This is a genomic window from Chromohalobacter canadensis (assembly GCF_029544075.1).
GTDB classification, from domain to species: domain Bacteria; phylum Pseudomonadota; class Gammaproteobacteria; order Pseudomonadales; family Halomonadaceae; genus Chromohalobacter; species Chromohalobacter canadensis_A.
This window is the reverse complement of sequence record NZ_JAJQJH010000001.1, coordinates 296,364-312,839: the sequence shown is the minus strand read 5'-3', so window position 1 is coordinate 312,839 and position 16,476 is coordinate 296,364. Positions and strand designations below refer to the sequence as shown.

17 protein-coding genes are annotated in these 16,476 nt (G+C 64.8%); all 17 read left to right on the top strand.

The window, feature by feature from the left end; translation table 11 throughout:
* Positions 1-79 precede the first annotated feature (79 nt).
* The 17 genes from LUN51_RS01575 (at position 80) to fabG (ending at position 16,459) form a co-directional block, all read left to right on the top strand.
* Positions 80-931: a putative selenate ABC transporter substrate-binding protein gene (locus LUN51_RS01575; RefSeq protein ID WP_277809847.1), complete on the top strand. Its 852-nt coding sequence runs from the start codon at positions 80-82 to the stop codon at positions 929-931.
* Positions 928-1,626, top strand: a complete 699-nt coding sequence (locus LUN51_RS01570; protein ID WP_277809846.1) for an ATP-binding cassette domain-containing protein — start codon at positions 928-930, stop codon at positions 1,624-1,626. The genes LUN51_RS01575 and LUN51_RS01570 overlap by 4 nt, the downstream gene beginning before the upstream one ends.
* Positions 1,623-3,149, top strand: coding sequence for a PhnE/PtxC family ABC transporter permease (locus LUN51_RS01565; protein WP_277809845.1), 1,527 nt, complete (start codon positions 1,623-1,625; stop codon positions 3,147-3,149). The genes LUN51_RS01570 and LUN51_RS01565 overlap by 4 nt, the downstream gene beginning before the upstream one ends.
* Positions 3,143-3,463 (top strand): YnfA family protein, encoded by a 321-nt coding sequence (locus tag LUN51_RS01560; RefSeq protein WP_040242742.1) that lies wholly within the window; start codon positions 3,143-3,145, stop codon positions 3,461-3,463. The genes LUN51_RS01565 and LUN51_RS01560 overlap by 7 nt, the downstream gene beginning before the upstream one ends.
* A gap of 499 nt (positions 3,464-3,962) precedes the next feature.
* Entirely contained in the window at positions 3,963-4,670 is a 708-nt protein-coding gene (locus LUN51_RS01555) for a beta-ketoacyl synthase chain length factor (protein WP_277809844.1), read from the top strand.
* Positions 4,671-4,825: 155 nt separating this feature from the next.
* A complete protein-coding gene (locus LUN51_RS01550; RefSeq protein WP_040242746.1) occupies positions 4,826-5,089 on the top strand; it encodes a phosphopantetheine-binding protein in 264 nt (87 codons plus the stop codon).
* Between the two features lie 8 nt (positions 5,090-5,097).
* A complete protein-coding gene (locus tag LUN51_RS01545; protein WP_246894926.1) occupies positions 5,098-5,673 on the top strand; it encodes a hypothetical protein in 576 nt (191 codons plus the stop codon).
* A complete protein-coding gene (locus tag LUN51_RS01540; protein ID WP_277809843.1) occupies positions 5,663-7,510 on the top strand; it encodes an AMP-binding protein in 1,848 nt (615 codons plus the stop codon). The genes LUN51_RS01545 and LUN51_RS01540 overlap by 11 nt, the downstream gene beginning before the upstream one ends.
* Positions 7,503-8,261, top strand: coding sequence for a glycosyltransferase family 2 protein (locus LUN51_RS01535; protein ID WP_277809842.1), 759 nt, complete (start codon positions 7,503-7,505; stop codon positions 8,259-8,261). The genes LUN51_RS01540 and LUN51_RS01535 overlap by 8 nt, the downstream gene beginning before the upstream one ends.
* Complete coding sequence (locus LUN51_RS01530; RefSeq protein WP_277809841.1) at positions 8,258-9,229, top strand: glycosyl transferase; 972 nt, start codon at positions 8,258-8,260, stop codon at positions 9,227-9,229. Before LUN51_RS01535 ends, LUN51_RS01530 begins: the two co-directional genes overlap by 4 nt.
* A 40-nt stretch (positions 9,230-9,269) precedes the next feature.
* Positions 9,270-9,866, top strand: coding sequence for a LolA family protein (locus LUN51_RS01525; protein ID WP_277809840.1), 597 nt, complete (start codon positions 9,270-9,272; stop codon positions 9,864-9,866).
* A 20-nt stretch (positions 9,867-9,886) separates the two neighbouring features.
* Positions 9,887-12,202 carry an MMPL family transporter gene (locus LUN51_RS01520; RefSeq protein WP_277809839.1) on the top strand — a complete coding sequence of 772 codons (2,316 nt, stop codon included), beginning with the start codon at positions 9,887-9,889 and terminating at the stop codon, positions 12,200-12,202.
* A complete protein-coding gene (locus LUN51_RS01515; RefSeq protein ID WP_277809838.1) occupies positions 12,199-13,470 on the top strand; it encodes an NAD(P)/FAD-dependent oxidoreductase in 1,272 nt (423 codons plus the stop codon). The genes LUN51_RS01520 and LUN51_RS01515 overlap by 4 nt, the downstream gene beginning before the upstream one ends.
* Positions 13,467-14,063, top strand: coding sequence for a DUF3261 domain-containing protein (locus LUN51_RS01510; RefSeq protein ID WP_277809837.1), 597 nt, complete (start codon positions 13,467-13,469; stop codon positions 14,061-14,063). The genes LUN51_RS01515 and LUN51_RS01510 overlap by 4 nt, the downstream gene beginning before the upstream one ends.
* Positions 14,060-15,262, top strand: coding sequence for a beta-ketoacyl-ACP synthase (locus LUN51_RS01505; RefSeq protein WP_277809836.1), 1,203 nt, complete (start codon positions 14,060-14,062; stop codon positions 15,260-15,262). The genes LUN51_RS01510 and LUN51_RS01505 overlap by 4 nt, the downstream gene beginning before the upstream one ends.
* A gap of 1 nt (position 15,263) precedes the next feature.
* Entirely contained in the window at positions 15,264-15,737 is a 474-nt protein-coding gene (locus LUN51_RS01500; RefSeq protein WP_277809835.1) for a hypothetical protein, read from the top strand.
* The gene (gene fabG / locus LUN51_RS01495; protein WP_277809834.1) at positions 15,734-16,459 is read left to right on the top strand and encodes a 3-oxoacyl-ACP reductase FabG; all 726 of its coding nucleotides are present in this window, start codon (positions 15,734-15,736) and stop codon (positions 16,457-16,459) included. The genes LUN51_RS01500 and fabG overlap by 4 nt, the downstream gene beginning before the upstream one ends.
* Positions 16,460-16,476 lie beyond the last annotated feature (17 nt).

Here is a 16,476-nt window from a genome sequence, read left to right as displayed (position 1 = left end):
AGCAGTCACGACAATGAACGTCTCACCGCTCTCATTGAGCCGTTTTTATTAAATGGCTTTTCTTCCAAGGAGTATGCCCATGCGCTGGCTCGTCGCCTGCCTGTTGATTCTCGTCAGCACCGCCGCCACGGCGGAAACGTTTCGCTTCACGGCCATCCCCGACGAAGATCAATCGCGACTCGAGGAGCGCTTCGACAAGGTCGCTCGTTACCTCGAGGATCAATTGGGCGTAACGGTCGAGTACGTGCCGGTCAAATCCTATAGCGCCGCCGTCTCGGCTTTCCGCAACGACCAGGTGCAACTGGCCTGGTTCGGCGGACTGACTGGCGTGCAGGCGCGCCGCCTGGTGCCCAACTCTCGCGCCCTAGCCCAAGGCCAGGAAGACGCCGAGTTCCGCACCTACTTCATCGCCAACCATGACAGCGATGTCGACACGCAGGGCGATGACTTGCCCAAGAACGTGCAGGGCAAGTCGTTCACCTTCGGCGCCAAGACCTCCACCTCCGGGCGGCTCATGCCCGAGTACTTCATTCGCGAACAGTTCGGAGCGCCACCCAAGTCGCTGTTCTCGCGCGTCGGCTTTTCCGGCGACCACTCCCGCACTATTGCCTTGGTCGAATCGGGTGCGTACGACCTCGGCGCGGTCAACTTCAAGGTCTGGGACGCCGCCGTGGCCGATGGACGCGTGGATACCGACAAGGTCGATGTAATCTGGAAAACACCGACCTACCCCGACTATCAATGGACCATACGTGGGGACGTTGACGACCGCTATGGCGACGGCTTTACCGGGAAGGTGCGCAAGGCGTTGCTCGATATGCACGATCCCGAGCTGCTCGAGAGCTTCCCCCGTCAAGGCTTCATTCCCGCCGACAACGACGACTACCAACCCATCGAAGACGTCGGCGAGAAACTAGGTCTGCTGCGTTGAGTGTGGAGGAACTCGTTCGCTTCGACGGCGAGGCGCTGGGTCATGCACGCCATACCGTCCTCGCCGATCTCACGCTAGGGCTTCGGACCGGCGAACGCGTGGCATTGCTCGGCCCCAGCGGAGTGGGTAAATCGACCCTGTTGGCGGCCCTGCGTCGGCGCCTCGGGCAGCGCGCGGCCTGGTGCCCACAAGAGCACGGATTGGTGCCGCCGCTGTCGGTCTATCACAACATCTACATGGGCCGCCTGGAGCGCCACTCCGCGCTCGCCAACCTCATCAACCTGCTGCGCCCGCGACGCGACGCCTGGCGCGATATTCAAGCGCTATGCGGTGAGCTAGGCCTCGAAGAACTGCTCAAACGTCCCGTGGCACAGCTCTCCGGTGGTCAACGCCAGCGCGTGGCCATCGCCCGGGCGCTCTACCAGGCGCGCGACATATTTCTCGGCGACGAGCCGGTCGCCAGCATCGACCCGCACCAGGCACGCCGCCTGCTTAGTATGATCCAGCGTCAACACGCGACCTGCGTGATCGCCCTGCATCAGCGTGAACTCGCGTTGACGCATTTCGACCGCGCATGGGGCCTGCGCGACGGCCAACTGATACTCGATGCGCCAGCGCGCGAGTTGACGCTTGAAGATCTCGACACGCTCTATCCTGACGCCCACTCGCCTGATGCCTCACCGGAGCCGGCATGAGTGCCGAGCGTGCGCCAGGCCTGCTCGCCGGAGACTCCCTCAATCTGCGCCTTGCCCGGCGCTCGCTGGGGCTGATTGCGCTGTGTCTGATATTGCTGCCATTCGCCGACCTGGCGATCACCACCCACGATCCTTGGGCCGAGCTGGGACGCATGATCTCCGGCCTGCTGCGCCCCGACATCCTGGCGACCCAATCGCTGCCCCATGCCATCGCCCTGACCATCGGTTTCGCGCTGTGGGGAACGCTGCTCGGTGTGGTACTGGGCTTCCCACTGGCCTTGCTCTTCCCACGTTCGCGCCTGCTACGCGGTAGTTGTGCGTTCGTACGCGCCATTCACGAGCTATTTTGGGCGCTACTGCTGCTGCAGGTCTTCGGCCTTTCCGCCGTCACCGCCATCGCCGCCCTGACGATTCCCTACGCCGGCATCTTCGCCAAGGTCTACGCCGAAATCCTCGAGCTCACGCCGCGTGCACCGGTCGATGCCCTTCCTGAGGGCGTGGGCCGCTTCTCGCGTTTCGTGTATGCCGAACTGCCCATGGTCTGGGCGAGGCTATCGAGCTATACCCGCTATCGCTTCGAATGCGCCATGCGCTCGAGCGTACTGCTGGGCTTCGTGGGTCTACCGACGCTAGGTTTCCATCTGGAGAGCGCCTTCCGCGAGGGGCGCTACGCCGAGGCAGGTGCCTTGCTGTGGGTGTTCTATCTCATGATCGCTTCGCTGCATCTATGGGGACACCGCCGCCTACTACCTTGGATCGCACTAGGAAGCCTATTTCTTCTCGGGCCCTGGCCGGACATCGACGGCGCGCTGCTATGGCGCTTCGTGAGTGTCGATCTATGGCCGAACCCCCTGCTCGAAGGGAACTGGAGCGGGCTCTGGCAGTGGTTCGGCGAAATACCCGACCTGCTACCCGCCATCGGCAATACCCTGCTGCTGGGGCTGATGGGTACCGCCGGTAGCCTGGTGGTGGCCTTGCTGCTGTGGCCATTGGCCAGCCGCCATTTCGGCAACCGTCCGACCCGCATGGCAGGCAAAGGCGTCTTGATCCTGATGCGCTCGACGCCGGAATTGATGCTGGCGTTCATCTTCCTGTTGATGCTCGGCCCCTCGATGCTGCCCGCCTGGCTGGCGTTATCGTTGCACAATGGCGCCCTGATCGCCTTTTTGGTGGCGCGGCATGCCGATGCCATCGTGCCGGGTAGCCACGCACTGCCAGCATCTTCCCGTTATACCTACGAGTTACTGCCACGCCTCTATGGCGGCTTGCTGGCGCTGCTTTTCTACCGGGCCGAGACGATCATTCGTGAAACCGCACTGCTGGGCATGCTCGGCATCGCCACGCTGGGCTTTCACATCGACTCCAGCTTCGCCTATCTGATGTTCGATCAGGCATTCTTCCTGTTGCTGATCACCGCCGGCCTGAACATCGCCGTCGACGCTCTAGCACGCCGTTACCGGCCTCGCGAAATCGCCGATACTCCAGGCGAGCGCGGCCATCCTGGGAGAGAAGCCACATGCTGATCACGACGCTGCTATTCATCGCCACCGCTCTGGCGGAAATCATCGGCTGCTATCTGCCCTGGCTGTGGCTGCGCCAGCAAGGCTCGCCCTGGCTGCTGATCCCTGCAGCCGCCAGCCTGGCGCTATTTGCATGGCTCTTGACGCTGCACCCCGCCGCCAGCGGGCGTATCTATGCCGCCTACGGTGGCGTCTATGTGGTCTGTGCCCTGGGCTGGCTGTGGGCGGTCGATGGCGAACCACTGCAACCCACCGACTGGATCGGCGCCGGCCTTGCGCTTGCCGGGATGGGAGTCATCGCTAGCGGGTGGCGATAAGAAAACACCGCAGAAGATTACGTTTTGCTGCGCTGTGTTGCGTGCAAACCTGCTAGTGTCTGGAAACGATGCGCCTTCAACGCCCTCGCCTCGGATGCGTCGCCGCACACCTCGTCCTGCGTTACGGCATTGCGAAAATAGCCAATCTCTTACAAATGCAAAGAAATATTGCTCACATATTGCGCCGGTTTGACTGACAGCCAGCCGCGTGATAATTGCATATCCTTAAGGCATGACATTGCCATCGACGCGCAAGCGTCGAATGACTGTGCTCAAGCGCCGTTTCCCTGCGCCCGCATATGCGGGTTTGGCCTCAGGCCGGACCGTCCGCCAGGACGGTCTTTTTTTGCGCCCCATCATCGCCTCACAACTCCCATGTCGGCGCCCCGAGACAGTAGCCATCATGTCATGACTCGGGTAGGGTAAACGCCCGTATACGTTGTCACTCACTCCACGGATCGAGCCAGCGGCATTCGCCGACGAAAGGGAAGACGTCTGCATGACGACACCGGCCATGATGTACGTGCATGACTGGCGCGCCTGGCAGCCCGGCCGCCGCGATACGTCGCACCCCCGCCTCAGCGTCGCGGAAAAACCCGCTGGCAGCCATGTGCCCGCCATGTTGCGACGCCGCTTGACTGGTATCGGTCGTGCACTCTGCGACATGCTAGCCGAGCTCGATGTCGACGCTGACTGCCCCTTGCTGTATGCCTCTCGCCACGGCGATGGCGAACGCACCCTGGAAATGCTCAATGCCCTGGCCGAAGAAGCGCCATTGTCGCCGGCTCGCTTCGGGCTCTCAGTGCATAACGCCATCCCTGGCGTATACTCGATCGGACGCGGCAACCGCCGCACCCAGCAGGCGATTGCCGCCTCGGGCGACGAGTTTGCCGCGCTTCTCGTCGAAGCCCGGGGGTATCTGGCACAGGGCGAATCGTCAGTGATCATCGCCTTCGCCGAGCAAGCGATCCCCGTGCGCTTCGCTGAGCACTTCACGACCCCAACCGACACCGCCGCCGTGGCACTACGCGTGTCACTGACGCCCGCGCGTGACAGTTGGGCACTCACCCCACGCCCACTGGCAAGCGACGCAACCACCGAGGGTAGCCCACAGCCCAGCGATCTCATCGACTGGCTATGCGGCGCACGCGACGAACTTCATTGCCATCGTCCACGCCAAGCATGGTCGTTGGTCCGCGCCGAATGATGCATGGACGAGATCGCCTCATGCCCATCGACGCTCTGCCCTATACCCGCTTACACCCTGTATCATAGGCTAGCCGGTATAGCGCGCCCCGCCGTCGGCAACGTTTACGCACACGACATACGCCTTATGCTGCATCGACGAGAATGGAGTCGCCCATGACGAGCGAATTGGAACAAGAGCTTAAGCACCTCATCATCGATACCCTCGAGCTCGAGGACGTCACGCCGGAAGATATCGATCCCGACGAGCCACTGTTCGTCGAAGGCCTAGGCTTGGACTCCATCGACGCCCTGGAACTAGGGCTTGCCTTGCAGAAGCGCTACGGTATCAAGCTGGAATCCGATAGCGACGAGACACGTCATCACTTCCGCAACCTGCGCACGCTCGCTGCGCTGGTCGAGGAGCGCCGCACCGCGTAGAGCCCAGCATGAATTCCCGGACCCCGTCGTCGACCGCACCACGCTCGGCCCTGTTCAATCTATTACTAGGCATTCTGGCATTGGGATGGCCGCTGGCCGTGCATGCCTTACTGCCGCGTCTTGGCGCCTGGCCACTGCTGATCACCCTCGTCGTATTGGCTTGGTGGCGACTACCGGCCGCACACCGAGGCTGGGGCTGGGGATTGCTCATTATCGGTGGGATCATGCTCGCGGCCGGCCACGCCGAGCTAGGAGTGCGCGCCTGGCCAGTGCTTCTCAATACCGCCATGCTAGCCGCCTTCGCGTACAGCCTGGCACGCCCGCCCAGCGCGATAGAACGCCTGGCGCGGCGCCGCGAACCCAGCCTCGGACCACGTGGCGTTCGTTACACGCGTCGCGTCACGCAGGCCTGGTGCGTATTTTTCGCCATCAATGGCAGCATCGCGCTCTGGACCGCACTCTACGCCGACCTGGCCACATGGACGCTCTACAACGGGGGCATCGTCTATGCCCTACTGGCAACGATGTTCGGCGGCGAATGGCTGATCCGCCGTCAGGTGAGGAAAACGCCCGATGACGAATGACGCGGCGCACGGCCCGCTGCTGGCCGCCCGGTGGCGCGAACGCGACCCTGCACGCGCTGTGGCCTGGCAAACCGACGCTCACTCCGCGACGCCCTGGCGAACGCTGGAGACATTTCAGGCCGACATCGGCGCCTGGCAAGCGGCATTGGACGCACATGCCGAGTCTCCCTGTAGCTGGATGCTGAGTACACATGACCCTTACCGGTTCAGCTGTGCGCTGATTGCCGCCTGGGAACGCGGTGATCATGTCATCCTGCCGGCCGACACGCGCCCCGCAACACTCAAGGCTCTCGATGCCTTGGGTGCCGTACGCCTGGGAGACATTTCCGGCGGGCTAACGGCGAGCGACACCCCACGCGCGCCTCGCTGGGGCGCGCTCGAGGCGGAACGTGTCGCCGTCACGCTTTATACCTCCGGTTCCACCGGCGAACCGCAACGTCTCGACAAGCGCTTCGACCAGCTCGATGCCGAATTGGCCATGCATGCCGAGCTATGGCCGCTCGATGCACGTCTGACCCTGAGCCAGGTCAGTCATCAGCATATCTACGGCCTACTGTTCAGCGTGCTGCGTCCACTATGCGAGCGTGCGCCGTTCACTGCAGAGATGTGCCGCTACCCCGAAACCCTGCATCTGTGGTTGGCGCGCTGGTATGCACAAACCCAGCGCGAGGCGGTGCTGATCAGCGCCCCGCCGACTCTCGAACGGCTTCCAGAGACACTCGACTGGTCCGAGGTCGACGGCGTCTTGGCGCGCATTCATTCCTCCGGCGCGCCCCTGCCGCGCGACGCCGCCGAGCATGCCCAGCGCCTGCTCGGCACCGAGGTACGCGAAGTCTATGGCAGCTCCGAAACAGGCGGCATCGCTTGGCGCATTCAATCCCGGGATACCGGCTGGACCGCCTTCCCCGGTGTCGAGGTACGCGACGATGCCGAGCATCAACTATGGCTGCGCGCCCCTTGGTTGAGCACACCCGCTACCTGGACGCCGCAGGCCGACCGCGTGGTCGTCGAAGGTACCCGCTTTCAGCTACTCGGCCGTAGCGACCGTATCGCCAAGGTTGGCGGTAAGCGTGTCTCGCTCACCGCCTTCGACCGCGCCCTCGGTGAATTGCCAGACGTGCGACGTGCCCATTGCGTCCCCCTGCCGGGGCGCGATGGCCGCCTGGGCGCCATCGTCGAACTCGCCCCCGAGGCCGTGCCGCACGACCATGACGCACGACGCCAACTGATCCAGTCGCTACGCACCGCCCTGGCGCCACGCTTCGAAAACGCCGTGCTGCCACGCTACTGGCGATTCGTCGAGGCTTGGCCCCGCGATGCCCAGGGCAAGCTCGGCGCGACGTGCCTGTCACGACTGTTCGCGGATCTCGACGATCCCCGAGCGCCTCGTTGGCTAGGCGAAACGCTGGACGGCCCGCAAAGCGCACGCCTGACCCTGGAAGTGCCCGAACGCCTCGCCTATGTCGAGGGCCATTTCAAGACGCAGCCGGTGGTGCCGGGCGTGGTCATGGTGCGCTGGGCGCTTCACGCCGCGCGCGAAAGCCTCGGCCTGCATGGCGTATGCCGCGACATGGCTCGCATCAAATTCCCGCTGCTGTTGCTTCCGGGGGAACGCGTCACCCTGGCGCTCGACGCCACGCATGACCGTTCGCGTGAAGCGACTCACGACAAGGTTCATCATCACGCTCATAACAACAATGCCCACGACAACGCCCATAACGACGCTCACAAGAACGATATGACGACCCGACTACGCTTCACGTTCACCAGCCGGCGCGGTACCCATGGGACCGGCACGCTGACGCTGACTCCGCGGAAGGGCACACGCCATGCGTGACGACGCCCGCGCCTGTATCATCATTCCGGTCTACAACCACGCCGACGCAGTGGGACGCACCTGTCAGGCGCTACGCCGGCTGGAGGTTCCCCTATTATTGATCGACGACGGCTGCGAGCTTGCCTGTGCCGCCGTGCTCGAGCGGCTCGCCGACGAGCCAAACACTCACCTGCTCAAGCTGCCGCATAACCGGGGCAAGGGCGCGGCGGTCAAGGCTGGCCTGCGCGAGGCGCAGCGGCTGGGGTTCACGCACGCCCTGCAAGTCGATGCCGACGGCCAGCACGACGCCGACGACCTGCCACCGTTTCTCGCTGGTCTCAATGCCGACGACACGACACTGCGCATCGGCTACCCGCGTTTCGACGCCAGCGTTCCTCGCCACCGCTTCTACGCCCGGTATCTCACCCACTCTTTGGTGTGGTTGAGCACGCTGTCCTTCGCGCTGCGCGACACCATGTGTGGCGTCAAGCTGTATCCAGTGGCGGCGACCAATTGCCTGGTCGCGCGGCATCCCTGCGGGGACCGCATGCAGTTCGACACCGAGTTACCCGTGCGCTGGATATGGGACGCACGTCCGGTCGAGAACCTGCCAGTACGGGTGAGTTATCCCCTCGATGGTGTCTCGCATTTCGCCATGTGGCGCGATAACCGCCAACTCACCGCCATGCATTTACGCTTGCTCGCCGGTATGCTGCGGCGTCTGCCACGCCTGCTAGGCCGCCATGCGCGAATGACAAGGAGTACCGGATGACCCCCAGCGACGACACACAACACGATTCACGACACTGGTCGCGTGTTCAGGAGTCAGGCACGTTGGCCGGCATGCGCCTGATGATTTGGATTCGCCGCCACCTGGGACGCTGGCCGTTTCGACTCATGCTGGTACCGGTCATCCTTTACTACTACGCGATACGCCACATTCCCCGCCAGGCGTCGCAGGATTACCTCAAACGCATCTGGCCTCTTTATGCCGGGCGGGCGCCGCGCTGCTTGCACTGGCTGAGCTTGCGCCATTTCCTGGTCTTCGGCGGCATGCTGATGGACAAGATCGATGCCTGGAGCGGACGTACCCTGGAGGCGCGGGTCGACGGCGAAGACCGTGCTCGCCTCGACGCCGCCATCCGCAGCGGACGCGGCGGTCTGGTGCTGGTCTCGCACGTCGGCAACCTGGAAATATGCAGCGCCATGCAGGAACGTCGCGACGACTTTCACGTGGTGCAGATCATGCACACCCGCAACGCCAGCAAGTTCAACGAACTGCTGGCCCGCAGCAATCTGCGCCGTGCACCGGAAATCATCGAAGTCAGCGAGATCACCCCGGCCACCGCCATGCTGCTCGCCGAACGCATTCAACAAGGACGCTTCGTGATGATCGCCGCCGACCGCGTGCCGATTCACGACGGCGGCCGTACCCAGACGCTCGACTTCCTGGGCGCACCCGCCGCTTTTCCCGAGGGCCCGTTCCATCTGGCCACCCTGTTGCGCTGTCCGCTCTACACGGTGGCCTGCCTGCGTGACGCCGAAGGCTACCGGGTGGAATTCAATGACTTCGACGACACCACCCACGTCAAGCGCGTCGAGCGCGATGCCTGGCGCGAACAAGCCATGCGCCGTTACGTACAATGGTTGGCCGACCAATGCCAGCGCCAGCCCCTGCAATGGTTCAACTTCTTCCCCTTCTGGGCCTCTTCGACAACGCACACACGCGACGATGACTGAGTTTCATCGCCGCGAGTCATCTCGACACGGGAGAAAGCACATGATGCGCCGCTTGATTGCCTACGCCTGCCTAGGGCTCGTTGGGCTACCGCTCGCCGCACACGCCTTCGACCGCCAGGCGCTCCAGGCGCGGCTCGAGCAGACCCCGGCGCTGGAAGGCCACTTCACGCAGACCCGCTGGCTCGCCGATGTCGACACCGAACTCGAAAGTCAGGGGCGCTTCGCCTATGTGCGTGATGAGAAGGTCGTCTGGCAGCTGGAAACCCCTGTGGAAGATACCCTGGTGCTCACGCCGGCCGATGCGGACGACGCCACGCAATCGAAAAGCGCCCGTCAGGCCGGTCGCGAGCAGATCGCCGCACTATTGTTGCGTCTGCTCGGGGGTGATTGGTCGGCATTGGATTCACGCTTTACCCAGACGCTCGAGGGCAACGCCGATGACTGGCGAGTCAAGCTCACTCCGCGCGACTCGGCCCTCGCCGAGAGCATCGGCGAGATTCGCCTGGCCGGCGGCCGCTACGTCGAGCACCTGGAGATGCATACCGCCGATGGTGACCGCTTAAGCGTCGACTTCAGCGACCAGACGCCGCTGACACCCGAGGCGATCGACGCCCTACCCGACGCCGATACCCGCTGACCGGATCGACAAGGACGCCCATGTCGCTGTTGCCCACCGCCACGCGCACGCCCCGTTATCTCGCCTGGGTCTGGCTAGTCGCCCATCTGCTGTGCCTGGTGGCTCTCGGCTGGCTGCTGCGCGACGGCCTGCCCGCGGACACCCGGCTGACCGCCATGCTGCCGGAGGACCGTCAAGCACCGCTGGTGGAACGAGCCAGTGCCAAGCTGGGCACGAGCTTCGAAGACCGTTTCGTGTTGCTGGTCCACGCCGACGACCTGTCGAGCACCACGCCCGCGCTGGCCGAAGCGCTCACCGGGGACGACAAGGCTTCAGCGGTGATCGACACCCTGACCTGGCGCGACACCGATCTCCTCGACGACGATCCTAAGGCAGCACTCGACGCCTATCGCTACCGCCTGCTGACCCCCGAGATACGCCAGGCCATCGATGCCGACGGCGGTGAATCGCTGGTCGCGCCCGCACTGAAGACGCTGTTCTCGCCCGCTGCACGCCCGGACCTACGACGCGATCCGTTCGGGCTGCTCGATGCCTGGCTCGATGAGCGCACCACGAGTCGTGTCACCCCGCACGACGGCCGTTTGAGCGTCGATATCGACGGCCAGCGTTTTAACCTGCTGATCGGCGAGCTCGCCGCCTCACCCTACGCGCCGGACGCCCAGCAGCGCCTGACCAGGACATTGGCGGATTTTCAAGCCGCACACCCCGAGGCGACGCTCTTGCGCTCGGGGCTGATATTTCATGCCGCGGCCGGCGCCGAACAGGCCAAGCACGAGATATCGACCATCGGCCTGGGCGCGTTGCTCGGCCTGATCGCGGTACTGCTGATCGTCTTTCGCTCGCCGCGCGTCCTGCTCGCACTATTGCTACCGCTAGGCAGCGGCCTACTGATGGCGCTAACCCTGACATTGGCGTTGTTCGGCAGCCTGCACTTGCTGACGCTGGCCTTCGGCGCCAGCCTGATCGGCATCGCCATCGATTACGCCCTGCATCTGCAGAGCCATCGGGCCATCGCCGGCCGCACCTTTCGTCTCCGCGCCCTGCTGCCCGGACTCACGCTGGGCCTGGCATCGAGCCTGGTCGCGTATCTCGCCCAAACCCTCACACCGCTACCGGGACTACGCCAGATGGCGGTCTTCGCCGCGCTGGGACTGCTGGGTGCCTGGCTCTCGGTGGTGCTGTGGCTGCCCCGCCTGCGCCTGCCCATCTCGCCGGCCACCGAACGCCTGGCGACGCGCTGGGAACGCCTTACTCGCTCGCCGTGGCGCCTCAAGCCCGGTATCGTCGGTGTGGCGGTGGTCATCCTGGTGGCGATCTGCGTCTGGCGCCTGCACAGCGACGACAGCCTACGACTGCTCAGTTCATCGCCCGATGCCTTGCTCGAGCAAGAGCGTGTCGTGCAGCGGCACTTCGGTAACGATACCGGCACGCACTACCTCCTGGTGCGCGGCGACGACGAGGCCGCGCTGCTCGAACGACTGGACGCCCTGCACACGCCGCTGGATGCGCTGCAACACCAAGGCGTGATTAGTGGACACGTCGACCTTGCCGACAGCGTACCGCCACCCGCTCAGCAGGCGGCCGACCTCGAACGCGTCGAACGCCTCTACCGCGAACCGCTCGACACACTGTTCGATCGCGCGGGGCTCCCCGAGACGCTGGCCGAACGGGCACGTGCTCGCCTCGACGAGAGCCCGTTGCTGGATGTCGAGAGCTGGCTCGACACACCGCTCGGAGAATCGCAACGCCGCCTGTGGCTGGGCAAGACCGACGACGGTGACGTCGCCGCCAGCGTGGCGCTTCAGGGTGTCGCGGACGGCGACGGCGAGGCGCCTCTGCGGCAACTCGCCGCCGACACGCCCGGCGTCACCTACGTCGATCGCATCGAACGCCTATCCGGGCTGCTCGGCGAGCTGCGCACGCATATCGCCGAGTGGCTGGCCTTGGGCCTGGCCTTGCTGGGCGTGGGTCTGGCCCTGCGCTATCGTCGTCGTACCTGGCGAGTGCTGTTGCCCCCGCTGGGCGCTACGCTGATCGTATTGACGAGCTTCGCGGTGGCCGGCATCCCGCTCAACGTCTTCAGCCAATTGGGGCTGTTGCTGGTCTTGGGCATCGGCCTCGACGCGGGTATCTTCAATGCCGAGCATCCCCGCCAGGCCGCCGCCTGGTTGGCCATCAGCCTGTCCACACTGACCAGTCTGCTGGCCTTCGGGCTACTTGCTTTCAGTGCCACCCCGGCGCTGCACTATCTCGGCCTGACGTGCCTGATCGGTCTAGCCGCGGTGTGGGGGTTGGTCTACTTGCTCAGGCCCGGGCCACGAGGAGACGCAGGATGAACATGCACACCGACGCATCCCCGCAAGCCGCCGACTGCGACGTCGCCATCATCGGTGCCGGACCCGCCGGGGCAGCGGCCGCCGCGCGATTGAGCCGCCTCGGATGGCGCGTGCATGTCATCGAACGCAGCCATTTCCCGCGCTTTGCCATCGGTGAAAGCCTACTGCCGCAGAGCATGGCTTATCTCGAGACGGCCGGTTTGCTGGAGACGGTCCAGGCCGGCGGCTATCAACCCAAGAACGGCGCCGCTTTCACGCGCCACGCGCGCACCACTAGCATCGACTTCCGCGAGAAATCCACGCCCGGCTGGGGCACCACCTATCAGGTCCCGCGTGCCGACTTCGATCAGCGCTTGATCCACGCCGCCGAGGCTCACGGTGCGACGCTCGAGTTCGGCACCACGGTCACCGCCTTCAGCGCCGATGCCGCGCGCCCCGTACTGCAACTCGAGGACGAACAGGGCGCGACACGCCACTTGAGCGCGCGCTTCGTGCTCGATGCCAGCGGATACGGGCGTGTGTTGGCGCGCCTGGAAGCGCTCGAGCGTGATCCACGCGCCGAGCCGCGCATGGCGATTTTCAGTCATGTCGAGGACGGCATCGAGGACGCCGATTACGACCGCGAGAAGATCCTGATCGGCGTGCACCCCGAGGACGCCGGCATTTGGTACTGGCTGATCCCGTTCGCCGACGGCCGTGCTTCGGTGGGCGTCGTCGGCGATATCGAGACCCTCACCGCGCATGGCGACAGCCCCGAGGCACGCTGGCAAGCCCTGCTCGACCAGGAGCCCCGCTTTCGACAGCTTCTGCGCCAGGCACGGCGCGTGCGCGAGGTCAACGAGATACGCGGCTACGCGGCCAGCGTCACGCGCCTGCACGGCCCCGGTTACGCTCTGCTCGGCAACGCCGGGGAATTTCTCGACCCGGTGTTTTCCTCCGGCGTCACCATCGCTCTGCATTCGGCGCACCTCGCCGCGCCTCTGGTCGACCGCCAACTACACGGCGAGAAAATCGATTGGCACGCCGACTTCGAGACGCCGCTACGCGCCGGGGTGGATACCTTCCGCGCCTTCGTCGAGGCGTGGTACGCCGGTACGCTGCAGACCATCGTCTTTCATGAAGCACCACCGCCGCGTTTCAAACGCTGGATCAGCGGCGTGCTCGCCGGCTACGCCTGGGATCGCGACAATCCTTTTGTCACCGCGTCGCGACGCCGCCTAGCGACGCTTGCCGAAGTCTGCGCACAACGCGACGAGGTGCGCTCATGAGCTTGGCACGACTCCCTCTGGCGCTCGCGCTGTGTGGCCTGGTGCTGCTCGGCGGCTGCTCGCTGGCACCGCCCATCGCGCCCCATCCCGCGCTGGATCAAGCCGAACGTTCGGAGACACTCACCCGGCGTCTGACCTTCATCCCCGACGACGCGGATGCGGAAGAACAGACCCTGATCGCTGTGCTGCGCCTCGCTCCGGACGAGTTGCGCGTGGTACTGACCACGCCCTACGGGCAGCGCCTGACGACGCTGGTGCGCGATGCCTCGGGCAGCCGCTTCGAACAAGGCGACGCCCCGCGCGAGGATGCTCTGCCGTTTCCGCCGGACTGGCTGGCGACGCGCCTCGAATGGTCGCTGTGGCCCCGCGCAGCGCTCGAGAACGCCTTCGCCGATAGCGAATGGACACTCGACGAAAATCGCCAAGAGCGCCTGATCGACTATCGCGGCGAGCGTGTCGCCCGCATCACGCCACCACCGGCGCAACGCGATATGGAAAGTGACAGCGACGTATTGCTGGAAGATTTTCAAGGCGACTATCGACTGCGCATCACACCGCTCGATTCGTCCACCGACCATGAGGCCTCGCGATGAGCCTATCTGCCAACCGCCAACTCTGTCGTCTATCGCGTCCCGGCGTGGTGTGTAGCCTCGGAGACGACCTGGAGACCATCGCCGACGCCTTATTCACCGGGCAACGCGGGCTGACATCCAGCACCGCCTTCACCCCCGAACGCTCGCTACCGTTGGGCATGGTCACATGCGCGCTCCCCGACTGGGACGATTGGCCGCCCGAGCAGCGCAGCCGCAACAACCGCTTGTTGGCACTCGCCATGCAGCGACTGAATGACACGCTCGAGACGCTGCGTGAATCGATGGCGCCCGAACGCATCGGCGTGGTCATCGGCACCAGTACCTCAGGCATCGGCGAGACCGAACGCGCCATCGCCGAGGCAGGCCGCGAGGGCCCGCTACCCGAGACGTTCCGCTATGCCAATCAGGAGCTCGGCGCGCCGGCACACTTCGTGGCCGAGCGCATTGGCGCCCAAGGGCCGGTGTATTCGATTTCCACGGCGTGCAGTTCCAGCGCGCGAGCCCTGGCCAGTGCTCGACGCCTGCTAGCCAGCGGGACGTGCGATGCGGTCGTCGCGGGTGGCGCGGATAGCCTCTGCCGTTTGACCGTCAACGGCTTCGCCAGCCTGGAAGCAATTAGCGAGCGGCCTTGCCTGCCGTTCTCCGCACAGCGCGACGGCATCAATATCGGCGAGGCGGCGGCGCTGTTCGTGGTCACCCCGGAAGACGGCGGCATTCAGCTCAGCGGTACGGGCGAATCAAGCGACGCCTATCACGTCTCTGCGCCACGTCCGGATGGCAGCGGCGCGCACGAGGCGATGCGACAAGCCCTGACGATGGGCGGCTGCGGGCCCGAGGCGGTGGACTATCTCAATCTGCACGGCACCGGTACCCGCCACAACGACAGCATGGAAGCCAAGGCAGTCGCGGCGCTATTCGCCACCTCGCCGCCGTGCAGCTCGACCAAGACGTTGACCGGCCACACCCTGGGCGCCGCCGGGGCGCTGGAAGCCGCGTTTTGCTGGTTGGCGCTCGACCATGGGCGCCTGCCGGTGCATGTCTTCGATGCCGGGCCCGACCCCGAATTGCCGCCACTCGACTATGTCATGCCTACGGCCACGCCCGAGCACACGCCGCGTCCGCTCACGCATGCGCTGAGCAATTCCTTCGCCTTCGGTGGCAATAACGCCGCGCTGCTGATGACCCGTGAGGAGGCATGACATGGCCATCCAGCTTCCCTGTGAGGTGAGACCGTTCGTCCCTCATGACGGCGCGATGTGTCTGCTCGATACGTTGCTGGATTACGATGCCGACGGCGCTACCGTCGAGGTCACGCCCCGGGAAAACGATCCGTTCGTCGAGGACGGCGCGATTCCCGCCTGGGTCGGCCTCGAATGGATGGCCCAGTGCGTCGCCGCTTGGGCCGGGGTTTGGGCGCATATCGACGGCGCACCGCCGCCGCCCGGCTTTTTGATCGCCAGCCGGCGTTATCATGCCCATGTGGATAACTTTGCTCTTGGTGAGCCGGTGCATGTCCAGGTGACGCGGGAATTCGTCGCCGACAACGGCGTCCGCGCCTTTACCGGCATACTCTCGACAACAGCGGGCCAATCCCTCGCCGAAGGACGCCTGAGCATCTTCCAGCCGACGCCGGAAGCTTCTTCTTCCCCGACAGAAAGGCAAAACGCTCGATGACCGACACCATCCTGGTGACCGGTGCCAGCCGTGGCATCGGTCGCGCCACCGCCCTGCGCCTCGCGCACGACGGCTTTGATATCGTCCTGCATTACCGCTCACGCAAGCAGGACGCCGAGCGCGTCGCCGAGGAGATTCGCACGCTGGGCCGCGAGGCGCGCCTTTTATGTTTCGACGTCGCCGAGCGCGACCAAGCACGTACCCTTCTCGAAGCGGACATCGAGGCTCATGGCTCTTATTTCGGCGTGGTCTGCAACGCCGGCATCACCGCCGACAACCCGTTCCCCGCGCTTACCGGCGACGACTGGGACAGCGTGGTACATACCAATCTCGACGGTTTCTACAACGTGTTGCATCCGTTGGTCATGCCGATGATTCGACGTCGTAAACCGGGACGCATCGTCACTATCGCCTCGATGTCAGGACTCATCGGCAATCGCGGCCAGGTCAATTACAGCGCCGCCAAGGCGGGGATCATCGGCGCCACCAAGGCGCTGGCCATCGAGCTGGCCAAGCGCCATATCACCGTCAACTGCGTCGCGCCAGGCTGGATCGACACCGATATGACGCACCACCTATCACAAGAAGAGGTGCTCAAGTTGATCCCCATGCGTCGCACCGGCCAGGCCGAGGACGTCGCCGGCGTGGTGAGCTTTCTATGCTCAAAGGATGCCGCCTACATGACGCGCCAGGTGTTACCGGTTAACGGCGGTATGTGCTGAGAGAGCGTGGCGAGGGT

Excerpts from the sequence above, each read along its gene's own strand:
- LUN51_RS01535 (WP_277809842.1), top strand. The coding sequence starts at position 7,503 with ATGCGTGACGACGCCCGCGCCTGTATCATCATTCCGGTCTACAACCAC.
- LUN51_RS01555 (WP_277809844.1), top strand. The coding sequence starts at position 3,963 with ATGACGACACCGGCCATGATGTACGTGCATGACTGGCGCGCCTGGCAG.
- LUN51_RS01530 (WP_277809841.1), top strand. The coding sequence starts at position 8,258 with ATGACCCCCAGCGACGACACACAACACGATTCACGACACTGGTCGCGT.
- LUN51_RS01560 (WP_040242742.1), top strand. The coding sequence starts at position 3,143 with ATGCTGATCACGACGCTGCTATTCATCGCCACCGCTCTGGCGGAAATC.
- LUN51_RS01525 (WP_277809840.1), top strand. The coding sequence starts at position 9,270 with ATGATGCGCCGCTTGATTGCCTACGCCTGCCTAGGGCTCGTTGGGCTA.
- LUN51_RS01500 (WP_277809835.1), top strand. The coding sequence starts at position 15,264 with ATGGCCATCCAGCTTCCCTGTGAGGTGAGACCGTTCGTCCCTCATGAC.
- LUN51_RS01540 (WP_277809843.1), top strand. The coding sequence starts at position 5,663 with ATGACGAATGACGCGGCGCACGGCCCGCTGCTGGCCGCCCGGTGGCGC.
- LUN51_RS01515 (WP_277809838.1), top strand. The coding sequence starts at position 12,199 with ATGAACATGCACACCGACGCATCCCCGCAAGCCGCCGACTGCGACGTC.
- LUN51_RS01565 (WP_277809845.1), top strand. The coding sequence starts at position 1,623 with ATGAGTGCCGAGCGTGCGCCAGGCCTGCTCGCCGGAGACTCCCTCAAT.
- LUN51_RS01545 (WP_246894926.1), top strand. The coding sequence starts at position 5,098 with ATGAATTCCCGGACCCCGTCGTCGACCGCACCACGCTCGGCCCTGTTC.
- LUN51_RS01520 (WP_277809839.1), top strand. The coding sequence starts at position 9,887 with ATGTCGCTGTTGCCCACCGCCACGCGCACGCCCCGTTATCTCGCCTGG.
- LUN51_RS01510 (WP_277809837.1), top strand. The coding sequence starts at position 13,467 with ATGAGCTTGGCACGACTCCCTCTGGCGCTCGCGCTGTGTGGCCTGGTG.
- LUN51_RS01505 (WP_277809836.1), top strand. The coding sequence starts at position 14,060 with ATGAGCCTATCTGCCAACCGCCAACTCTGTCGTCTATCGCGTCCCGGC.
- LUN51_RS01575 (WP_277809847.1), top strand. The coding sequence starts at position 80 with ATGCGCTGGCTCGTCGCCTGCCTGTTGATTCTCGTCAGCACCGCCGCC.
- fabG (WP_277809834.1), top strand. The coding sequence starts at position 15,734 with ATGACCGACACCATCCTGGTGACCGGTGCCAGCCGTGGCATCGGTCGC.
- LUN51_RS01550 (WP_040242746.1), top strand. The coding sequence starts at position 4,826 with ATGACGAGCGAATTGGAACAAGAGCTTAAGCACCTCATCATCGATACC.